Annotated in this window: 15 protein-coding genes; 8 read left to right on the forward strand and 7 right to left on the reverse strand. The window is 56.4% G+C overall.

Going from position 1 to position 16,554, the window contains the following annotated elements; translation table 11 throughout:
- Positions 1 to 26: 26 nt before the first annotated feature.
- The 5 genes from BLW01_RS02475 to BLW01_RS02495 all read right to left on the reverse strand — a co-directional run bounded on the left by BLW01_RS02475 (position 27) and on the right by BLW01_RS02495 (position 7,223).
- Positions 27 to 2,111 (reverse strand): HelD family protein, encoded by a 2,085-nt coding sequence (locus BLW01_RS02475; RefSeq protein WP_092568088.1) that lies wholly within the window; start codon positions 2,109 to 2,111, stop codon positions 27 to 29.
- Positions 2,112 to 2,233: 122 nt separating this feature from the next.
- On the reverse strand, positions 2,234 to 3,088 hold the full coding sequence (locus BLW01_RS02480; RefSeq protein ID WP_092567901.1) for a universal stress protein: 855 nt from the start codon (positions 3,086 to 3,088) through the stop codon (positions 2,234 to 2,236).
- A 143-nt stretch (positions 3,089 to 3,231) separates the two neighbouring features.
- Positions 3,232 to 4,722 (reverse strand): SulP family inorganic anion transporter, encoded by a 1,491-nt coding sequence (locus tag BLW01_RS02485; RefSeq protein WP_092567902.1) that lies wholly within the window; start codon positions 4,720 to 4,722, stop codon positions 3,232 to 3,234.
- 181 nt (positions 4,723 to 4,903) lie between these two features.
- Positions 4,904 to 5,695, reverse strand: a complete 792-nt coding sequence (locus tag BLW01_RS02490) for a slipin family protein (protein ID WP_092567903.1) — start codon at positions 5,693 to 5,695, stop codon at positions 4,904 to 4,906.
- 37 nt (positions 5,696 to 5,732) lie between these two features.
- Positions 5,733 to 7,223 (reverse strand): NfeD family protein, encoded by a 1,491-nt coding sequence (locus tag BLW01_RS02495; protein ID WP_092567904.1) that lies wholly within the window; start codon positions 7,221 to 7,223, stop codon positions 5,733 to 5,735.
- A 173-nt stretch (positions 7,224 to 7,396) separates the two neighbouring features.
- On the opposite strand from BLW01_RS02495, the gene BLW01_RS02500 reads away from it, so the two are divergent.
- The 5 genes from BLW01_RS02500 to BLW01_RS02520 are packed head-to-tail and all read left to right on the forward strand — an operon-like array spanning position 7,397 to position 12,055.
- Positions 7,397 to 7,708, forward strand: a complete 312-nt coding sequence (locus BLW01_RS02500; protein WP_092567905.1) for a sigma factor — start codon at positions 7,397 to 7,399, stop codon at positions 7,706 to 7,708.
- Between the two features lie 21 nt (positions 7,709 to 7,729).
- Positions 7,730 to 8,398 (forward strand): DUF3047 domain-containing protein, encoded by a 669-nt coding sequence (locus BLW01_RS02505; protein ID WP_092567906.1) that lies wholly within the window; start codon positions 7,730 to 7,732, stop codon positions 8,396 to 8,398.
- Positions 8,399 to 8,450: 52 nt separating this feature from the next.
- Entirely contained in the window at positions 8,451 to 9,656 is a 1,206-nt protein-coding gene (locus tag BLW01_RS02510; RefSeq protein ID WP_092567907.1) for an ABC transporter substrate-binding protein, read from the forward strand.
- An 18-nt stretch (positions 9,657 to 9,674) separates the two neighbouring features.
- On the forward strand, positions 9,675 to 11,390 hold the full coding sequence (locus BLW01_RS02515) for an ABC transporter permease (RefSeq protein ID WP_092567908.1): 1,716 nt from the start codon (positions 9,675 to 9,677) through the stop codon (positions 11,388 to 11,390).
- 8 nt (positions 11,391 to 11,398) lie between these two features.
- Positions 11,399 to 12,055 (forward strand): ATP-binding cassette domain-containing protein, encoded by a 657-nt coding sequence (locus BLW01_RS02520; protein WP_092567909.1) that lies wholly within the window; start codon positions 11,399 to 11,401, stop codon positions 12,053 to 12,055.
- 25 nt (positions 12,056 to 12,080) lie between these two features.
- On the opposite strand, the gene BLW01_RS02525 is transcribed toward BLW01_RS02520, so the two are convergent.
- Positions 12,081 to 12,557, reverse strand: coding sequence for a DUF302 domain-containing protein (locus BLW01_RS02525; RefSeq protein ID WP_229806330.1), 477 nt, complete (start codon positions 12,555 to 12,557; stop codon positions 12,081 to 12,083).
- A 202-nt stretch (positions 12,558 to 12,759) separates the two neighbouring features.
- On the opposite strand from BLW01_RS02525, the gene BLW01_RS02530 reads away from it, so the two are divergent.
- Together BLW01_RS02530 and BLW01_RS02535 are read left to right on the forward strand one after the other, a co-directional pair.
- On the forward strand, positions 12,760 to 13,332 hold the full coding sequence (locus BLW01_RS02530; protein ID WP_175529743.1) for a TetR/AcrR family transcriptional regulator: 573 nt from the start codon (positions 12,760 to 12,762) through the stop codon (positions 13,330 to 13,332).
- 65 nt (positions 13,333 to 13,397) lie between these two features.
- Positions 13,398 to 13,961: a carboxymuconolactone decarboxylase family protein gene (locus tag BLW01_RS02535; RefSeq protein WP_092567911.1), complete on the forward strand. Its 564-nt coding sequence runs from the start codon at positions 13,398 to 13,400 to the stop codon at positions 13,959 to 13,961.
- On the opposite strand, the gene BLW01_RS02540 is transcribed toward BLW01_RS02535, so the two are convergent.
- Entirely contained in the window at positions 13,915 to 14,706 is a 792-nt protein-coding gene (locus tag BLW01_RS02540) for an ATP-grasp domain-containing protein (RefSeq protein ID WP_175529744.1), read from the reverse strand. The two genes, BLW01_RS02535 and BLW01_RS02540, sit on opposite strands and share 47 nt — an antisense overlap.
- Before the next feature lie 369 nt (positions 14,707 to 15,075).
- Between BLW01_RS02540 and BLW01_RS02545 the strand changes: the two genes are divergently transcribed.
- Positions 15,076 to 16,521, forward strand: coding sequence for a TrkH family potassium uptake protein (locus tag BLW01_RS02545; protein ID WP_229806362.1), 1,446 nt, complete (start codon positions 15,076 to 15,078; stop codon positions 16,519 to 16,521).
- The last annotated feature ends 33 nt before the right edge of the window (positions 16,522 to 16,554 follow it).

Here is a 16,554-nt window from a genome sequence, read left to right on the forward strand (position 1 = left end):
GACAGCATTCCGGCCGGGTCAACCCATCATTCCACCTGCTCAATAAAGGAAGCCGGACGCCCGGTGTGCGTCAACGTCAGCCGATGCATGGCACGCGTGCAGGCGACGTAAAGCAGATTGCGATCCATCTCCGTCACATAGTTACGCTCGCTGACATCCGGCACGATGACGCGGTCGAATTCCAGCCCCTTGGCCATATGGGCTGTACAGATGATGACGCCCGTGGAAAAGGATAGGCTCTGCTCGGAGAGTAACTGCAGATTATCGACCGTTTCCTTCAGCCCATCGAATAAGCGCTGTGCCTGTTTCTGAGTCTTGCATACGACCCCGAGCGTATTGTGATCCGAAGCAGCGAATGCCGTGATGAGTTCAGCAATCGTCGCCGTTTCGTCCCGTTTCGTGCGGCACTTGATGATATCGGGCTCATCACCATGGCGCTCGATGACTTCCAACTCCGGATTGGGAGAAATCCGCTGAGCAAAGCGCGTGATCTCGTAACTCGAACGAAAGCTCTTGTTGAGAGTGACATAAGCAGCCTGATGCAACACCCCCCGGATCTCCTCGGCCTTCGAGCCACTGTAGGGATTCACCGATTGATAGGCATCACCAAGAATCGTCTTGCGGCAACTGAAGAGCCGCCCGATCACGGCGTATTGCACCGGTGTATAGTCCTGCATCTCGTCAATCAACAGGTGCTTCACGTTGCGCCAGGCCGAATGTACGCCATCCAAGCGCATTTTCAGGTAGATCATGGGGAAGACATCAGCGTATTCCAGCTTTCCCCCCTTGGCTGCCTTGAAGTATTCCGGTTGGCCGACCCACTCGTAAAACCCCTTGTAGGTTTCACGTAAGGTGGATTCACGCAGCATTTGCCGGATGGACGCCGTCAACTCCTTGCGCTCCTCGGGCATCAGATCGTAGTTGTATTGATTACCGATTTTACGCTCGATTTCCCAGGCCACCTGTTTGATGCGCTGCTTGCTCGGCAGGGAGCGGTGCTTGCGAAACACCTCTTCCAACAGCCAACCGGGAACCAACCGACGTGCGATCCAGAGGTCTTCGGCCGCGAAACGGTGCTGTTCGACATGGGCGGCATAGGCATCCAACTGTTTCAGGAACTCTGTAGATGCCTTGTAACGTAAACGCGCTTTCATCGCCTCATCATCTTTTTCAAGCAACATGGAAGTTTGCTCGAAAAAGGTCTGGAAACGGTATTGCCCATCCAGCAATTCGTGGGCCAGATCCTCCATACCGACTTCATTGACACTCTCTTCTCCCAATTCAGGCAGCACATTGGCGATATAATCGGCGAACACGCGGTTAGGAGAAATTATCAGGATGTCTTCGGACGAGAGCGAATCCTTGAAGCGATAGAGGAGATAGGCAATACGATGCAGCGCAATGGACGTCTTGCCGGAGCCGGCAACCCCCTGGATAATCAGAACCTTGGCATCGTCATTACGGATAATGGCATTCTGATCACGCTGAATGGTCGCGACGATGTTCTTCATTCCTTCGTCAGACGACCGACTCAGCTCTTCCTGTAATACGTCATCAACGACATTAACCGCGCTGTCGATCATCAGCTCGATCTCACCGTGCTTGATGCGGAACTGGCGCTTCAGTCGGATCTCGCCGTCGACATGGCCTTCCGGCGATTCGTAGCGTGCCGCTCCGGTTTCATAGTCATAAAACAGCGAGGCGATAGGGGCGCGCCAGTCATAAACGACATTGCGCCTGGCGAGATCATCGTGGAAATGATGGATACCGATATAGATAGGTTCGGCATCCTTGCCATGATCCTGAGCAAAATCAAGGCGGCCAAAATACGGAGAACGAAACAACTTGAGCAGCCGATTTCGCTTCGCCTGAGTAGCCTCACCAGTCATCACGGCTTGCTGGATGGACTCACGCGCGGAGATCTTTTCGACATGATCCATCTCGTCGCGGCTGCTCCACAGATACTCTTTCTGGTCCTGAATATCCTGAGCGTAATGGCGCAGCCTGGCATCCGTATCGTCCAGGTTCCGTTTGAGACGGGCCTCGACATCGTCCAGGTGGTCACGCTCTTCTCGTTCTGCTGGCAACAATTCGTGATGGTTCTCCGACATGAACGTCAACTTCCGATCGCTGATGAGACATGAGATATGAGACATAAGACATGGCACCGACCGGTGACATGTCAGCGCGGGGGGTCGACCCTAGGGTGGAGAGATCATACCTGCAGCAGCCCTTATCGCAACAGCAACACCGGGACACTGGCATGGCGCATCATGCTCGTCGTCGTGCTTCCCACGAGCAGGTGACGGATGCGAGAGTGTCCATAGGCGCCCATCACCAGCAGATCGATATCGTTGGCAGCTTGGTAGTTACGTAGGGTCTCTTCCACTTCGCCGGCGCAGATTGCCCCCTCAGCCTCCAGTCCGGCATCGCGCAGGGTCGACACGGCCCAGTCGAGCTGAGAGCGATTGTCTCCCGTTTCAGCTCCGACGATGACGACATGGCAGGCCACTCCCCGAAACAGCGGACTCTTGGCGACCATTTCCACGCCTTTGCGGGTGGTCTTGCTGCCATCAAAAGCAATCAATGCCTGGCGGGGCCGAGAAAAGGTATCGGGCACCATCAGGATCGGTCGATGCAGCGTGCGAACCACGCGCTCTAGATTCGATCCGAGATGTTCACTGGCTCGATATGCCGTTTCACCACGTTTGCCCAATACCAGCAGACGCGTCTCTTTCTCCAGATCCGCAAGCGTTTCCACCAGTGTGCCATTACGTTGACGAATGCCAGGTTCGGCGACACCATCCTCGATGGCTCGTTCCTTGGCTGCCTTCAGCATCAATCGTCCCTGTTCCTGGGCGACCTTGGCACGCTGCTCGTCCAATTGGGCAAGCTCCTCGAGCAAATGCTCTCGCGCTCCCAGTCCGATGTTACCGGACAGATCGGCATCCGCCGTCTGGGGATGGTTGTCCACCACGTGGACGAAAGTCAGCGGTGTCTCGAGGGCCAGACTCGCCCACGCAGCGTAATCGCATACACCCTCGGAAAATTGTGAGCCGTCGATAGCGGCCATTACCTGATCTGTCATTTATCGTTCCTGAAGCTGGCGTTATTCGACGGTGCAGATGACACCACCGAGGCGACGGCATGTCGCAGGATGTGCCGTTGTGGCTACGCGTCCTAGCCTATCCCGCCAGGCCGTGATCGTCGACCGGCAGATAGGCCACCGAATCAATGTCCGCCCATCAGCTTCTCGACGGCTGCGGGGTCATCATGCACGGCATAGCGATCGACGATGGTGGCACTGGCTTCGTTCAAACCGACCAGTTCCACTTCGGTGCCTTCGCGACGGAACTTGATCACTACACGGTCCAGCGCCTGGACCGCAGTGATATCCCAGAAATGGGCCCGAGACAGATCGATGGTGACTTTTTCCACCGTCTCCTTGAAGTCGAAGGCAGCCGAGAAGCGCTCGGATGAAGCGAAAAAGACCTGCCCCACCACGCGATACGTCCGATGGTAACCAGGATCGACCTCTTCCGAGCCGATATAGAGAATATTACCGACCTTGTTGGCAAAGAACATCGCGGCCAGCAGCACACCGACGAACACGCCGATCGCCAGATTATGAGTGACCACCACCACGACCACCGTTGCCAGCATGACGATATTGGTGCTCATCGGGTGTTTCTTCAGATCGCGCAGGGATGACCAACTGAACGTTCCTATGGACACCATGATCATCACCGCCACCAGAGCCGCCATGGGGATCTGCGACACCCAGTCCGACAGGAAGACGACCATCAGCAGCAGTACGATGCCTGCCACCAAGGATGATAGACGACGACGCCCACCGGATTTGATGTTGATCACCGACTGCCCGATCATCGCACAGCCGGCCATCCCCCCAATGAGACCGGAGCCGATATTGGCAATGCCTTGGCCTTTGCACTCACGATTCTTGTTGCTGGATGTGTCGGTCAGATCATCGACGATGGTGGCTGTCATCATCGATTCCAGCAGCCCGACGACCGTCAGCATGACCGATGTCGGGAAGATGATCATCAGCGTCTCAAGGGTGAGTGGCACATCCGGCCAGAGCAGGATCGGCAGCGAGTCGGGCAGTTCGCCCATATCGCCAACCGTGCGGATATCCATACCCGACACCATGTACACCAGGGTCAATATCACGATACAGACCAGCGGCGAGGGAATGTTCTTGCCGACCACCGGTACATAAGGAAACAGATAGATGATGGCCAGTCCGGCAACAGTCATGGCATAGACGTGCCAGGTCACTCCGGTCAGCTCGGGCAACTGGGCCATGAAGATGAGAATCGCCAATGCGTTGACGAAACCGGTCACTACCGAGCGCGAAACGAAGCGCATCAGGTCCGCCAGGCGCAGGTAACCGGCCATGATCTGCAGGACACCGGTCAATAGTGTCGCGGCAAGCAGATATTCCAGGCCATGATCCCGCACCAGAGTCACCATGAGCAATGCCATGGCGCCAGTGGCACCTGAAATCATGCCGGAGCGTCCGCCAGCAAAGGCGATGACAACAGCGATACAGAAGGAGGCATACAGCCCCACCTTGGGGTCGACGCCGGCAATGATGGAGAAGGCGATGGCTTCGGGAATCAATGCCAGCGCGACAACGATACCGGCGAGCGAATCGCCCTTGAGATTGGATAACCAACTGTGTTTGAAGGATTCGATCATGCATACATCCCGTCGTGGAGTGGCAACAACCTGCCCACGGCGGGGTGGAACCCGAAGCCGAGGAGGCTCCAGGTTGCGACTTTCGTCGTAAAGAATCGCGCAGGGAGCGCGCAATTCTATCAGCAATCGTACCGCCCTGCACCGACGATTTGGCTACGGCGATACGCGTGTATGGTGCCGCTTACTGATCCGAGTTCCCGTTTCCTTCGGTCGTGGAGCCGCCGACGGAAGCCCCCATGTGCTTGAAGGCTTCCAGTAGATCCAGAGGCAGTGGCACCACGATGGTAGACGCATTCTTGTTGCTCATGTCACTCATGGTCTGCAAGTAGCGCAACTGCAAGGCTGCCGAGTTTTCGGACATCACGTTGGCGGCCGCGACGAGCTTCTTGGAGGCCTGCAACTCACCCTCGGCATGAATCACCTTGGCACGACGCTCGCGCTCCGCTTCCGCTTGCCGGGCAATGGCGCGGATCATGCTTTCATCGAGGTCGACATGCTTGATCTCCACATTGGCGACCTTGATGCCCCAGGATTCTGCGGAAGAATCGATGATCTCCTGGATATCGTCGTTCAGCTTGTCACGTTCGGAAAGCATTTCATCGAGATCGTGTTTACCCAGCACCGAACGCAGGGTCGTCTGTGCCAACTGGCTCGTCGCATTGATGAAATGCTCGACCTGGATAATGGCCTTTTCCGGATCGACGACTCGGAAATAGAGCACCGCATTGACTTTCACAGTGACGTTATCCTGGGAAATGACATCCTGCTCGGGCACATCCATGGTAATCACACGCAGGTCGACCACCTGCATCTTCTGTATGAACGGAATGACGATCACCAACCCTGGACCCTTCACTTTCTGAAAACGTCCGAGAAAGAACACCACACCGCGCTTGTATTCCGGCAGGATACGGATCGATGCCGCCAACAGCATGACCAGTAGCACCACCGGTACGAGATAGGAAAACATCATGGAAGATCTCCTTGGCTGGACTATGAGGTTGCGAAACTCATGCTGAATGTTGTGCCGGGTGTTGATCACCTGACGGCACGACCGTCACTGTCAGACCATCGAGAGCTGTGACGACGACATCATCGCCACGTCGAAGGGCCGTGTCGGCACGTGCGGTCCAGATCTCGCCATGCAACCGCACTTTGCCCTTGTTGTCATGAAAATCCTCGATCACCACCGCAGGAGAGCCGATCAACTCTTCCTGCCCGGTGCGGGGTCGCCGTTTTCGCAGCCCCATGAAACGGGTCAGCGTCCACAGCATGAGCCCTGCCGCCAACAAGGCTACGCCCGCGATCATGGGGAGCGAAATCGAGAGGTTGTCTGCATCCATGAGTATCACCGAACCGATTACGAAAGCGGCTATGCCCCCGATACCGAGAACCCCGAAGCTCGGCATCAGGGCCTCGCCGACGATCATCACCAGCCCCGCCAGGATCAACGCGAGGCCGGCATAATTGATAGGTAGCACCTGAAACGCGAATAGCGCCAGCAACAAGCAGATGATGCCAATGGTGCCGGGTACCAGAGCCCCCGGATTGGCCAGCTCGAAAATAATGCCGTAGAACCCGATGATCATCAGGAAGTACGCAACGTTGGGATTGGTGATCAGCGACAACAGCTCGGTTCGCCAGTCCGGATCGAATCGCACGATCGGCAGTTCACCAGTCTCCAACTCACGCTCGCCCTCATCCATGACCACAGTGCGGCCATCGATGTCAGACAGTAGTGTCTGAACATCGCCCGCCAATACATCGATCACGTCATATTCCAGCGCTTCATTCGCCGTGAGATTGACCGCCTCGCGCACTGCCTCTTCGGCCCAATCGGCATTGCGACCATGACGTTCGGCCAGACTACGAATATAGGAAACGGCATCTTCCAGCACCTTGCGTTCCATCGCACTGTCGCCACGCCGTGGTGCTTCCTGTGATTCGCCGTCTTCTGCGTCGGCGCCGTTTTCCTCCGCTGATTCACCATCGGAAGCCGATGAGGACTCCGTATTCTCGTCCTTTTCCTCACGGCTCTCCTCATTCTGGTCATCCATCCCCGGGAGTCCGCCCCCACCGATCTGGACGGGCGTCGCCGACCCCAGGTGGGTCGCTGGCGCCATGGCGGCCACATGACTTCCATACATGAGGTAAGTACCTGCACTCGCCGCTCGCGCTCCACTGGGCGAGACATACATGACGACCGGCACTGGCGAGGCCAGCATGTCGCCGATCATGGCCCGCATGGAGGCATCCAGTCCCCCGGGGGTGTCAAGCTGCACGATCACTACCTCGGCCTCGTTCTCCGTCGCCTTCTCCAGGCCACGCTGGAAATAATCGTAGGTTGCCGGCCCAATGGCACCATCGATGGTCATGAGCAACGCATGGCGTTGGTCGTCCTGGGCACTGGCATGCCAAAGAGACATCATGCCGAGCAACAGACACATCATGCTGAGCATGCCGATGACCCGGAAGCGCTTTACCCATGACATCGCCTTCATGACCTGTCCCCCGAGGATGGCGCTTGAACGTTAAGAGCGGGCGGTAGTGAAATCGTTCCCCGTTAATTGGCAAGTTAACAGCGTTATACCGAGATAGGAAATCGTGCGTTATGCTCCACGACATCAATAGTGGTCCACACCCCACAAGGCCATGACGGAAGGCAACGTAGACTATGACCGAATACGATGAACGTATGCGACGATTGGCGGCCGTTCGTCCACGTCTGGTGTCATTTGCTCGACTCCAACTGCGCGATGCCGCGATGGCCGAGGATGCCGTACAGGAAGCGATTGCCACCGCCATCGACAAGAATGACACCTTCTCCGCGCGATCGGGCTACGAAACCTGGGTCTTCGGGATCCTCAAGTACAAGATCCTGGATGCCTTGAAGACTCAAAAGCAATACGCGACGTGGCAACCATTCGATGAAGCGCTCGAGGAAGACAACGTAAGGTTTGCTGCACTGACTCGACCAACTCGATAGGTCCATTTCAAGGAGAAAACAGTGCTAGCCACGACAGTACGCCTCAGCACCATAGCCCCTGTTCTGCTCTGGAGCCTGATAACGCAAGCGGACTCCATTGCCTTTACCAATCAGGCCATTATCGACGACTGGTCGACAAAGTCGTTCGAGGGAGAAACCGAGTACGAACTGGTCGAATGGAACGGCGAACAAGTGGTGCGTGCGCGTTCTGAACAGCAAGCGTCGGCAAAATATCTGGAGCGTGGGATTGACCTTGAGGCAACGCCTTATCTTCACTGGTGTTGGCGTATCGACACGCAATACGAAGGGCTGGATGAAACGACGAAGCAAGGCGATGACTATCCGGCCAGGGTCTATGTCGCACGCAAGACAGGATTACTGCCCTGGCAGGTGGAATCCGTCAACTATGTCTGGTCTTCCAACCAGCCGCAAGGCACGCAATGGCCCAACGCCTTTACATCGCGTGCACAGCTGATTGCCGCCAGAGGCAAGGATGATCCCAGCGACCAGTGGATGGCCGAGGTCCGGGATGTGCGTGAAGACTATCAACGGCTTTTCGATTCACGTCCCGATCACGTCGACGGCGTTGCCTTGATGAGTGATGGTGACAACGCCCATGTCGACGGCACCGCCTGGTTCACGAATCTCGGTTTCTCCGACTCGCCGGAGCCACCGGATTGCCCGGCTTGACCCCTTTATAGGATCGAGAGGAACCAACTGGCTCACAAGGAGCGATAATACGATGCGAATCTCGGCATGGATTCTGCTTGCCTCGTCACTAATTACCACCCAGGCGATTGCCGCTCCCGATCCGGCCGACTGGCACGCCGTTGAAGAGCAGGCCGCGGGACAAACGGTTTACTGGCATGCCTGGGGAGGAGACGCGAACACCAATGCCTATATCGAATGGGTCGCGGATCGGCTGGCGAACCAACACGACATCGAGTTGGTGCATGTCAAGGTGGACGATGCCAGTAGCGTCGTCTCGCGCGTGCTGGCGGAGAAATCCGCGGGCAACGACGACGAGGGAGCCGTGGATCTCATCTGGATCAATGGCGAGAACTTCGCTTCCATGAAGGCCAGTGACTTGCTATTCGGCCCATTCGCCGAGCGGCTGCCTCATTTCCCGTTGACACGTCCCGACGAGCACCCGGAAATGCGCACCGATTTCACGGTTCCCACGGAAGGGCTCGAAGTCCCGTGGGGGCGTGCACAACTCACCTTCTATTACGATAGCGAGCGGGTCGAGACACCACCCCGAGATATTGATGAACTGCTGGAATGGGTCCAGGAGAATCCCGGACGGTTCAGTTATCCGCAAGTGCCCAATTTTCTGGGAACCACCTTCCTCAAACAGGCATTGATTTCTCTGGCAGAGGACAAGGAAGCGCTCTATGGGCCTGTCGAGGATGCCGACTTTGAAACCGTTACTGCCCCGCTGTGGAACTATCTCGATGCACTGCATCCTTACCTATGGCGCGAAGGGCGGCGGTTTCCCGAAAGCGGCAGTGCCATGCAGCGCTTGATGGGAGATGGCGAATTGACATTGACCTTTACTTTCAACCCCTCGTCACCCGCAGCTGCCGTGGCGGATAACCAGTTGCCTCCCAGCACGAGAAGCTATCAACTCGAGGGGGGAACGCTGGGCAATGTGCATTTCGTCGCCATTCCATTCAACGCCAGTCATAAGGCCGGCGCCATGGTGACAGCCAATTTCCTGCTGTCACCGGAGGCGCAGGCTCATAAGCAGGACATCGATGTATGGGGCGACCCCACCGTACTGGACGTATCCAAGCTGGACAGCGAGGCTCGCGAGGCATTTGCGGATAGCCAAGAGGTGCCGGCAGCGCTGTCTCCCGAAGACACTGCCGAGACGCTGGCCGAGCCTCATCCCAGCTGGACCGAACGCCTTGAAGAGGAATGGCTGACACGCTATGGCAATCGTTGATCCCCAAGACGCGATGTCATGACTCATTCTCTTCGCAACCGCCTATTCTTCCAGTCGGTTCGTATTGCCCCCTGGCTGGCCATGGCGCTGTTGATCGTTCCGGTGGCCGGTGGGCTCGCCGGTATCATCGGGCCTGCCTTTGGCTGGCTTCCGGCTCTCGACGGCCATGCCCTCGGCCTGGCGCCGTGGCGGACGCTATTTCGTCAACCAGGTCTACTCGACATGGTCGGGTTGAGTCTGTTCACGGCGCTGACAAGTTCGCTGGGAGCACTATTGCAGGTCGTTCTGTTGCTGGGTGCACTGCTGGAAAGCAGAATATTCCGGCTCATCCAGCGACTTCTCTCCCCTTTGCTGGCTGTCCCCCATGCTGCTGCCGCTATCGGTATCGGCTTCCTGTTGACTCCTTCCGGTCTGGCGAGTCGGCTTTTATCCCCCTGGTTGACGGGCTGGGATCATCCCCCCGACTATCTATTTCCCGGCGATCCTTATGGCGCCAGCCTGATTCTAGGACTCATGGCCAAGGAACTGCCGTTCCTGCTGCTGATGAGTCTCGCGGCGTTGCCTCAATGTCAGGCAAGAGAGCATCTACACGTTGCCCGAACTCTTGGTTACTCCTCCCTGACAGCTTTCCTCAAGGGGGTGCTTCCCAATCTGTACCCGTTGATTCGCCTGCCGGTTTATGCCGTGATCGTGTTTGCCAGTGCCACCGTCGATGTCGCCATGATCCTGGGTCCGTCCAATCCGACGACATTGGCGGTAAGCGTCGTGCGATGGCTCAACGACCCGGACCTGTCACGCCGCTTCATGGCATCGGCAGCAGCACTGACGCAACTGGGCGTTACGCTAACGGCATTGCTGATCTGGTGGTTGGGGGAGCGCTTGGTCATCAAACTGTCATCTGGCTGGCTGACCAATGGACAGCGCCGGCACGCCGATACCTGCCTCGCCTGCCTCGCCAGCGGACTTATCTGGTTCATGCTCACCTTACTGGGCGCCAGCCTTCTGGGGCTCATCCTGTGGTCGCTGGCAGGTTACTGGCCATTCCCCCAGGCCTGGCCATGGCCCTTGACAGCCGACAACTGGCGCTCGGCAACCGACAACGCCTTGAGCCTTCTGGGCCAAACCAGTCTGATCGCCGTCACGGCCACGCTCTTATCCTTGACTGTCGTGGTGGGGTGCCTGGAATCTGAAATCCAGTATCGACGTCGCATGCGCCCGCGCTCACAACTGATACTTTACCTCCCACTGCTGGTACCACCTGTCGCCTTTCTCTTCGGACTGGTACAGCTACAGGCCCAGTGGCGACTCGCGCCCGGTTGGTTCGCGGTGACCCTGGGCCACATGTTGTTCGTGTTGCCGTATGTCTTTCTCTCGTTATCGGAGAGCTACCGTCATCTGGATCCGCGCTGGGCTCAAGTCGCCGTCAGCTTGCAAGCATCGCCACTCGAGGTCTTCTGGCGGATTCGACTGCCGCTATTGACCGTTCCGCTGCTGGTGGCGACCGCCGTGGGGTTTGCAGTCAGTGTCGGCCAATTCCTGCCTACCCTGTTGCTGGGTGCCGGTCGTGTCACCACCCTGACGACCGAAGCTGTCAGTCTAGCCGGTGGTGGAGACCGTCGATTGACCGCCGTATATGCGTTATTGCAATTGACATTACCGGCAATCGGGTTCGGCCTGGCAATCGGATTACCGAGACTCTTGCTGCGCAATCGTCGCGATCTTCAGCCCTCATGAGGTATTCGATGTCCAATAACGATGCCGACAACGCCCTTCACCTGGAGGCCATCGATATTCGCCTTCAGGGAACCCCTCTTGTAGCCATCGATACCCGCATCGAGCCAGGTGAAGTCTTGACCGTCATGGGCCCCTCAGGGGTCGGCAAGTCGACGCTGCTTGCCTTTATTGCCGGCTTCCTCGATCCCGCCTTCTCGGCCAGAGGGAACGTATGGCTGCGGGGCCGAAATCTGGCTCGATTACCTGCCGAGCAACGGCGACTGGGGCTCCTCTTCCAGGACCCGTTACTGTTTCCCCACCTGAGCGTCGGCGGCAATCTGGGCTTCGGCCTTCGTCGCGACCATTCACGACGAGACCGTTATCACGCTATCGAAACGGCACTAGCGGAAATCGGCCTGTCCGGTTACGCCGACCGAGACCCCGCCACTCTCTCCGGCGGTCAACGCTCCCGGGTCGCTTTGATGCGTGTACTCCTCTCACGACCAAACGCCATGCTGCTTGACGAACCTTTTTCCAAACTGGATACGGCACTGCGTGAAGACATGCGCAGTCTGGTCTTTTCACGCATTCATCAGGAGAACCTGCCGACATTGATGGTCACTCACGACGAGGCGGATGCCGAGGCGGCAGGGGGACGAGTCCTGCGATTGATGCCACCTTACTGAATCCCCGACATCACCGGAACATGCTTCAGTCGTTCGCCTCTGTCACGTCAGCGGCAATGGCCTGCAACGCTTCATCGAGATTTTCCAGAGGCAAACCATCGCACTCTGCCAACCCATGACGATCGGCGAGGTAATCCATGGAATTCCATTCCAGCATGACGCCTTCATCCGTTTCGCGGATCACCATTTTCATGGGCAGATCCAACGCGGTACGCCCCTGGCACTGCATCAAGGGCGTTCCGGCCTTCGGATTGCCGAAGATGGCAGTCCGGGTTTCCGGCAATGACAGATCGGCGTCAGCCGCTGCCGACGCATGGTCCACCAACGCCACCAGGTTAATGTCACGCGCATCGAGCGCGTCACGCAGCCGATCTTCAGCAACATCGACCGAGACGTCGACATGTCGATGCTCGATACCATTGCCGGCTTCATGTGCCGATACGGTCAGGGAGCAAGACATCATGATGGCTACTGTCAGAGGTGCCCATCCGAGTGTTCGCATTCCGGATCTCCTATACCCGAAGTCAATGACGCCATTCGACCTACAGTCTGGCCGAATCGCCTCCACAGCATAATACGATGAAACGGTGAACGCCTTGCCCATTTCATGACTGATACCAGATAACACCCCATCGCCTGCAATAACCGCGCTTGATTACTGGAACGATCAGTACTAAATTAAAACCATGACACGCGGACGCCCCATGAATTTCAATCCGGAGCAGGCACTCAGTGCTGCCATGCATGCTTTTTGGGCACAAGGCTATCAGAGCGCCTCGACCCAGGCGCTTCTCACGGCTATGCAGCTCTCGCGCAGCAGCCTTTACCAAACGTTTGGCAGCAAGGAAGCTCTGTTCATCGAAGCGCTGAGTCGTTATCGCACGACATTGCTTCGAAACCTGGAAAAGCGGTTGGACGATGCGATGTCGGCACGCCGATTCCTGGAGACCCTGTTCCACGATACTGCCGCCGATGCCGGCAGTGAACGAGCGGCCTGGGGATGTCTGATCTTCAATTCCGCGAATGAACTGGGTCACCAGAATAATTTGCCATCACGCCATGCCCGTCAAAGCGTTACGGCCATTACTGACCTGTTCCAGCACGCCGTGGAGCAAGCACAGCAGGAAGGGGATATCGACCCAGAGCATAATGCCAGATCGCTGGCGCTGTATTTGACCATGGGAATGGCAGGACTCAGAACCTTGTTGAAAAACGGCGCAACCGCTGAAGAAGCGCATGCCAGCGTTACTCTACTTTTCACTAGTGTCTTTCGATAAGCTTTTTTTATCAATTCTGGAACGAAGTATCCAAAAATCACCGCCCATACAAAAGGAGACACACCATGTCAGCCGACTATCGTATGCAAATGGCACCACAAACGCTCGACAATGCCGATGACAAGGCTAAACCGCTTCTGGAAGCTGCCAAGGGCAACCTTGGTTTCGTTCCGAACATGTATGAAGGGATGGCCAAAGCCCCAGGTGTCCTGAGTACTTACATGCATGGTTACGAATGGTTCCGAGAAAATTCAGGTTTTACTCCAGCGGAACAGGAAGTCGTGTTTCTGACTCTCAGTCGCCTGAACGGTTGCCGCTACTGCATGTCCGCTCATAGCATGCTGGCCGAAAAGGTATCGCAGGTACCGGAGGACGTACTGGACGCGCTGCGCAATGATCGATCGATTCCCGATGAAAAGCTGGCGGCACTGAGCCACTTCACGCGCGTCATGTTCGATACTCGTGGCATACCTGGCCAGACGGATGTCGCTACGTTTCTCAAGGCCGGCTATGAAGAGCAGCACATCCTGCAACTCATATTGGCCCTTGCCGTCAAGACACTCTCCAACTATTCCAACCACGTCAATCATCCGGAAGTGGATGACGCTTTCTCGGGTCATGCCTGGTAAAGTGATATCGATTCAGCCATGCGTCATGATGAGGCATGGCTGACTTCCTCCGCCCGCGCCTGACGTTGCCAATGACGCAACGTCGAAGGATGCACACCGAAGTTATTCGGAATGGATAGCTCCAGCGTCTTGGCAGTTTGGCGAACCCTTGTCGATAGAGATAGACACGCAGAGGGTCGATGGAGGCGATCAATACATAGAGTCTCAGCACGTACTTGTGCCCACGGATGGTATGAGGCGTCGAAAGATATTCCTGCACCATCCAGTTCTGCTGCATCGGGACGGCAGAGACATCTTGCAGGACACGGACGCCCTTGCCTTTGGACGCATTGGTGGGCTTGAGAATCCATCGTGCCTCGGGATACCGTCGCGCCCGTTCCTGGAGCGCGTGGTAGTCTTCCGGCATTACGTAGGCAGACGGAAAGAAAGCAGTCCTCGCTACGTGTTCATGGGACGCACCGTACGCCTGAATCATCCGGTCTCTCATTGCCACGAGCGTCTCGTGCAGACGACTCTTGACCGTCAGGGCGTTGTTTCCCGGGATATGGTTGAGCTTACGGTGGGGGGACACCTTGCGAAACTGTGCCGGATCAGGCATGCCGGTATACCACCCCGCCTCCCATTGCTCGGGGCTACCCGGAACCCAACCCTTCGCAGCCAACGCTTCACGAAAGAAAAGATCCTGCTCATCGCTACGCTTACCCCTCAGCCAATAGCGACGTGGGCACTCCGAATGTTCCGTCATCAGTGGCATCTCCCATCGGTTCGGCATTGTTGTCGTTATCTTTTTGTCGCGCCTGAACCGTGAACCTTACACGCGAGAGATAAAAAGCATTTCGTGATATACAAGTGCAAACTTGAGAGGAAAAAGAGATGTTTGTAAGACGCTGAACAAAAGGATACGTCATGGTATTTCGAGAGATCCCACACCAGCCCCTGCAATAGCATTGCTCCAAGCCCTGGCCTCTAGGGATTGCTCCCAATGGCTGGCCAGGGAATGCAGGTCAGAGCCCTGGCAGTCACTGATAGTTGAGTTTATAGTGCCTTTCCACAACACTCACGATTGAAGCGAGTCACGGTGTTCTCCCTCTCTTCTCATCTTCAACGACGAACCCTGGCCTGGGCACCAGTCTTCAAAGTATTGGCCGTATTATGGCTCGTCCTGGCCTGTTTCATGCTCGCTCCCTGGTTGGTGTTATTTATTGAGAGTGACTCCGATTCCCGGGCCTTCGCGATGTCTATTGCAGTAGTGTTGACTGCCGTTGCGCTGGTCTGGTCCATGACATGGCGCATTCCCATCGAGTTGAAGCCGCGTCAGATGTTCGTGCTGACGACCGCCAGTTGGGTTTCTATCAGCGGGTTTGCAAGTCTGCCACTGGTCCTGGGAGCGCCACAGCTCTCCTTCACGAATGCCGTTTTCGAATCGGTCTCGGCGATCACTACCACGGGCTCAACGATTCTAGTCGGTATCGAGGATCTATCGGATGGACTAAAGCTATGGCGCGGGATCATGCAGTGGCTCGGTGGTATCGGCATTATCGTGATGGCAATCGCTATACTGCCGTTTCTCAAAGTCGGCGGCATGCGCTTGTTCCATACCGAATCCTCAGACTGGTCGGATAAGGTTATGCCCCGCACCGGCGGCATTGCCAAAGCAACCTTATCTATCTATGTCGCTTTCACATTTGCTGCGGCCCTGTCGTACTGGTTGGGAGGCATGTCAATCCTCGACGCCACTGTCCATGCCATGACCTCAATGGCAACTGGCGGGTTCGCCAATTCCGATGCCTCTTTCAGTGCCTATGCAAATCAGCCACACATCTTTTGGATAGCCTCTTTCTTCATGTTATGTGGTGCACTGCCTTTCGTGCTGTATATACGCACCTTGAGGGGCTCCCGGTCATCATTGTGGCGTGACCAGCAGGTTCAGGGGTTGCTCGCATTACTGGCGATCGTGATTCTGTTGTTGACGCTCTATCGCATCATTCAGGGAACACCATCATTCGAGGCACTGACCCACACGACCTTCAATGTCATATCAATCGTCACAACGACAGGCTACGCCTCGGACGATTATAGCCAGTGGGGTGCCCTGGCGGTCGTGGCCTTTTTCTATCTCACCTTCGTTGGCGGGTGCAGCGGCTCAACCAGTGGCGGCATGAAGATATTTCGCTTCCAGATCGCTGCTCTCATGCTATGGAATCAACTACGCTTTCTAGTACATTCCAACGGCGTGTTTTCGACTAACTATAATGGAGTTCATCTCACCGACGATATCTCGCGTGGTGTCGTCGCTTTCTCGTTCTTCTTCTTTCTCACGATTGCCGGCTTGGCCTTGAGCCTTTCCGCCTTAGGGCTTGAGTTCACCACTGCATTGACCGGTGCAGCCACAGCCGTTGCCAATGTCGGTCCTGGTTTAGGGGATACCATCGGCCCCTCGGGTAATTTCGAACCGCTCCCGGCTACCGCTAAATGGCTGTTATGTATAGGCATGCTCATGGGCCGACTGGAAATACTGACAGTGCTAGTCTTGCTGACACCGATGTTCTGGCGGAAATGAGGCGCACTCATCCACTGCTGAAATATCAGGCAC

It is taken from the genome of Aidingimonas halophila (genome assembly GCF_900106955.1).
Classification (GTDB): Bacteria; Pseudomonadota; Gammaproteobacteria; order Pseudomonadales; family Halomonadaceae; genus Aidingimonas; species Aidingimonas halophila.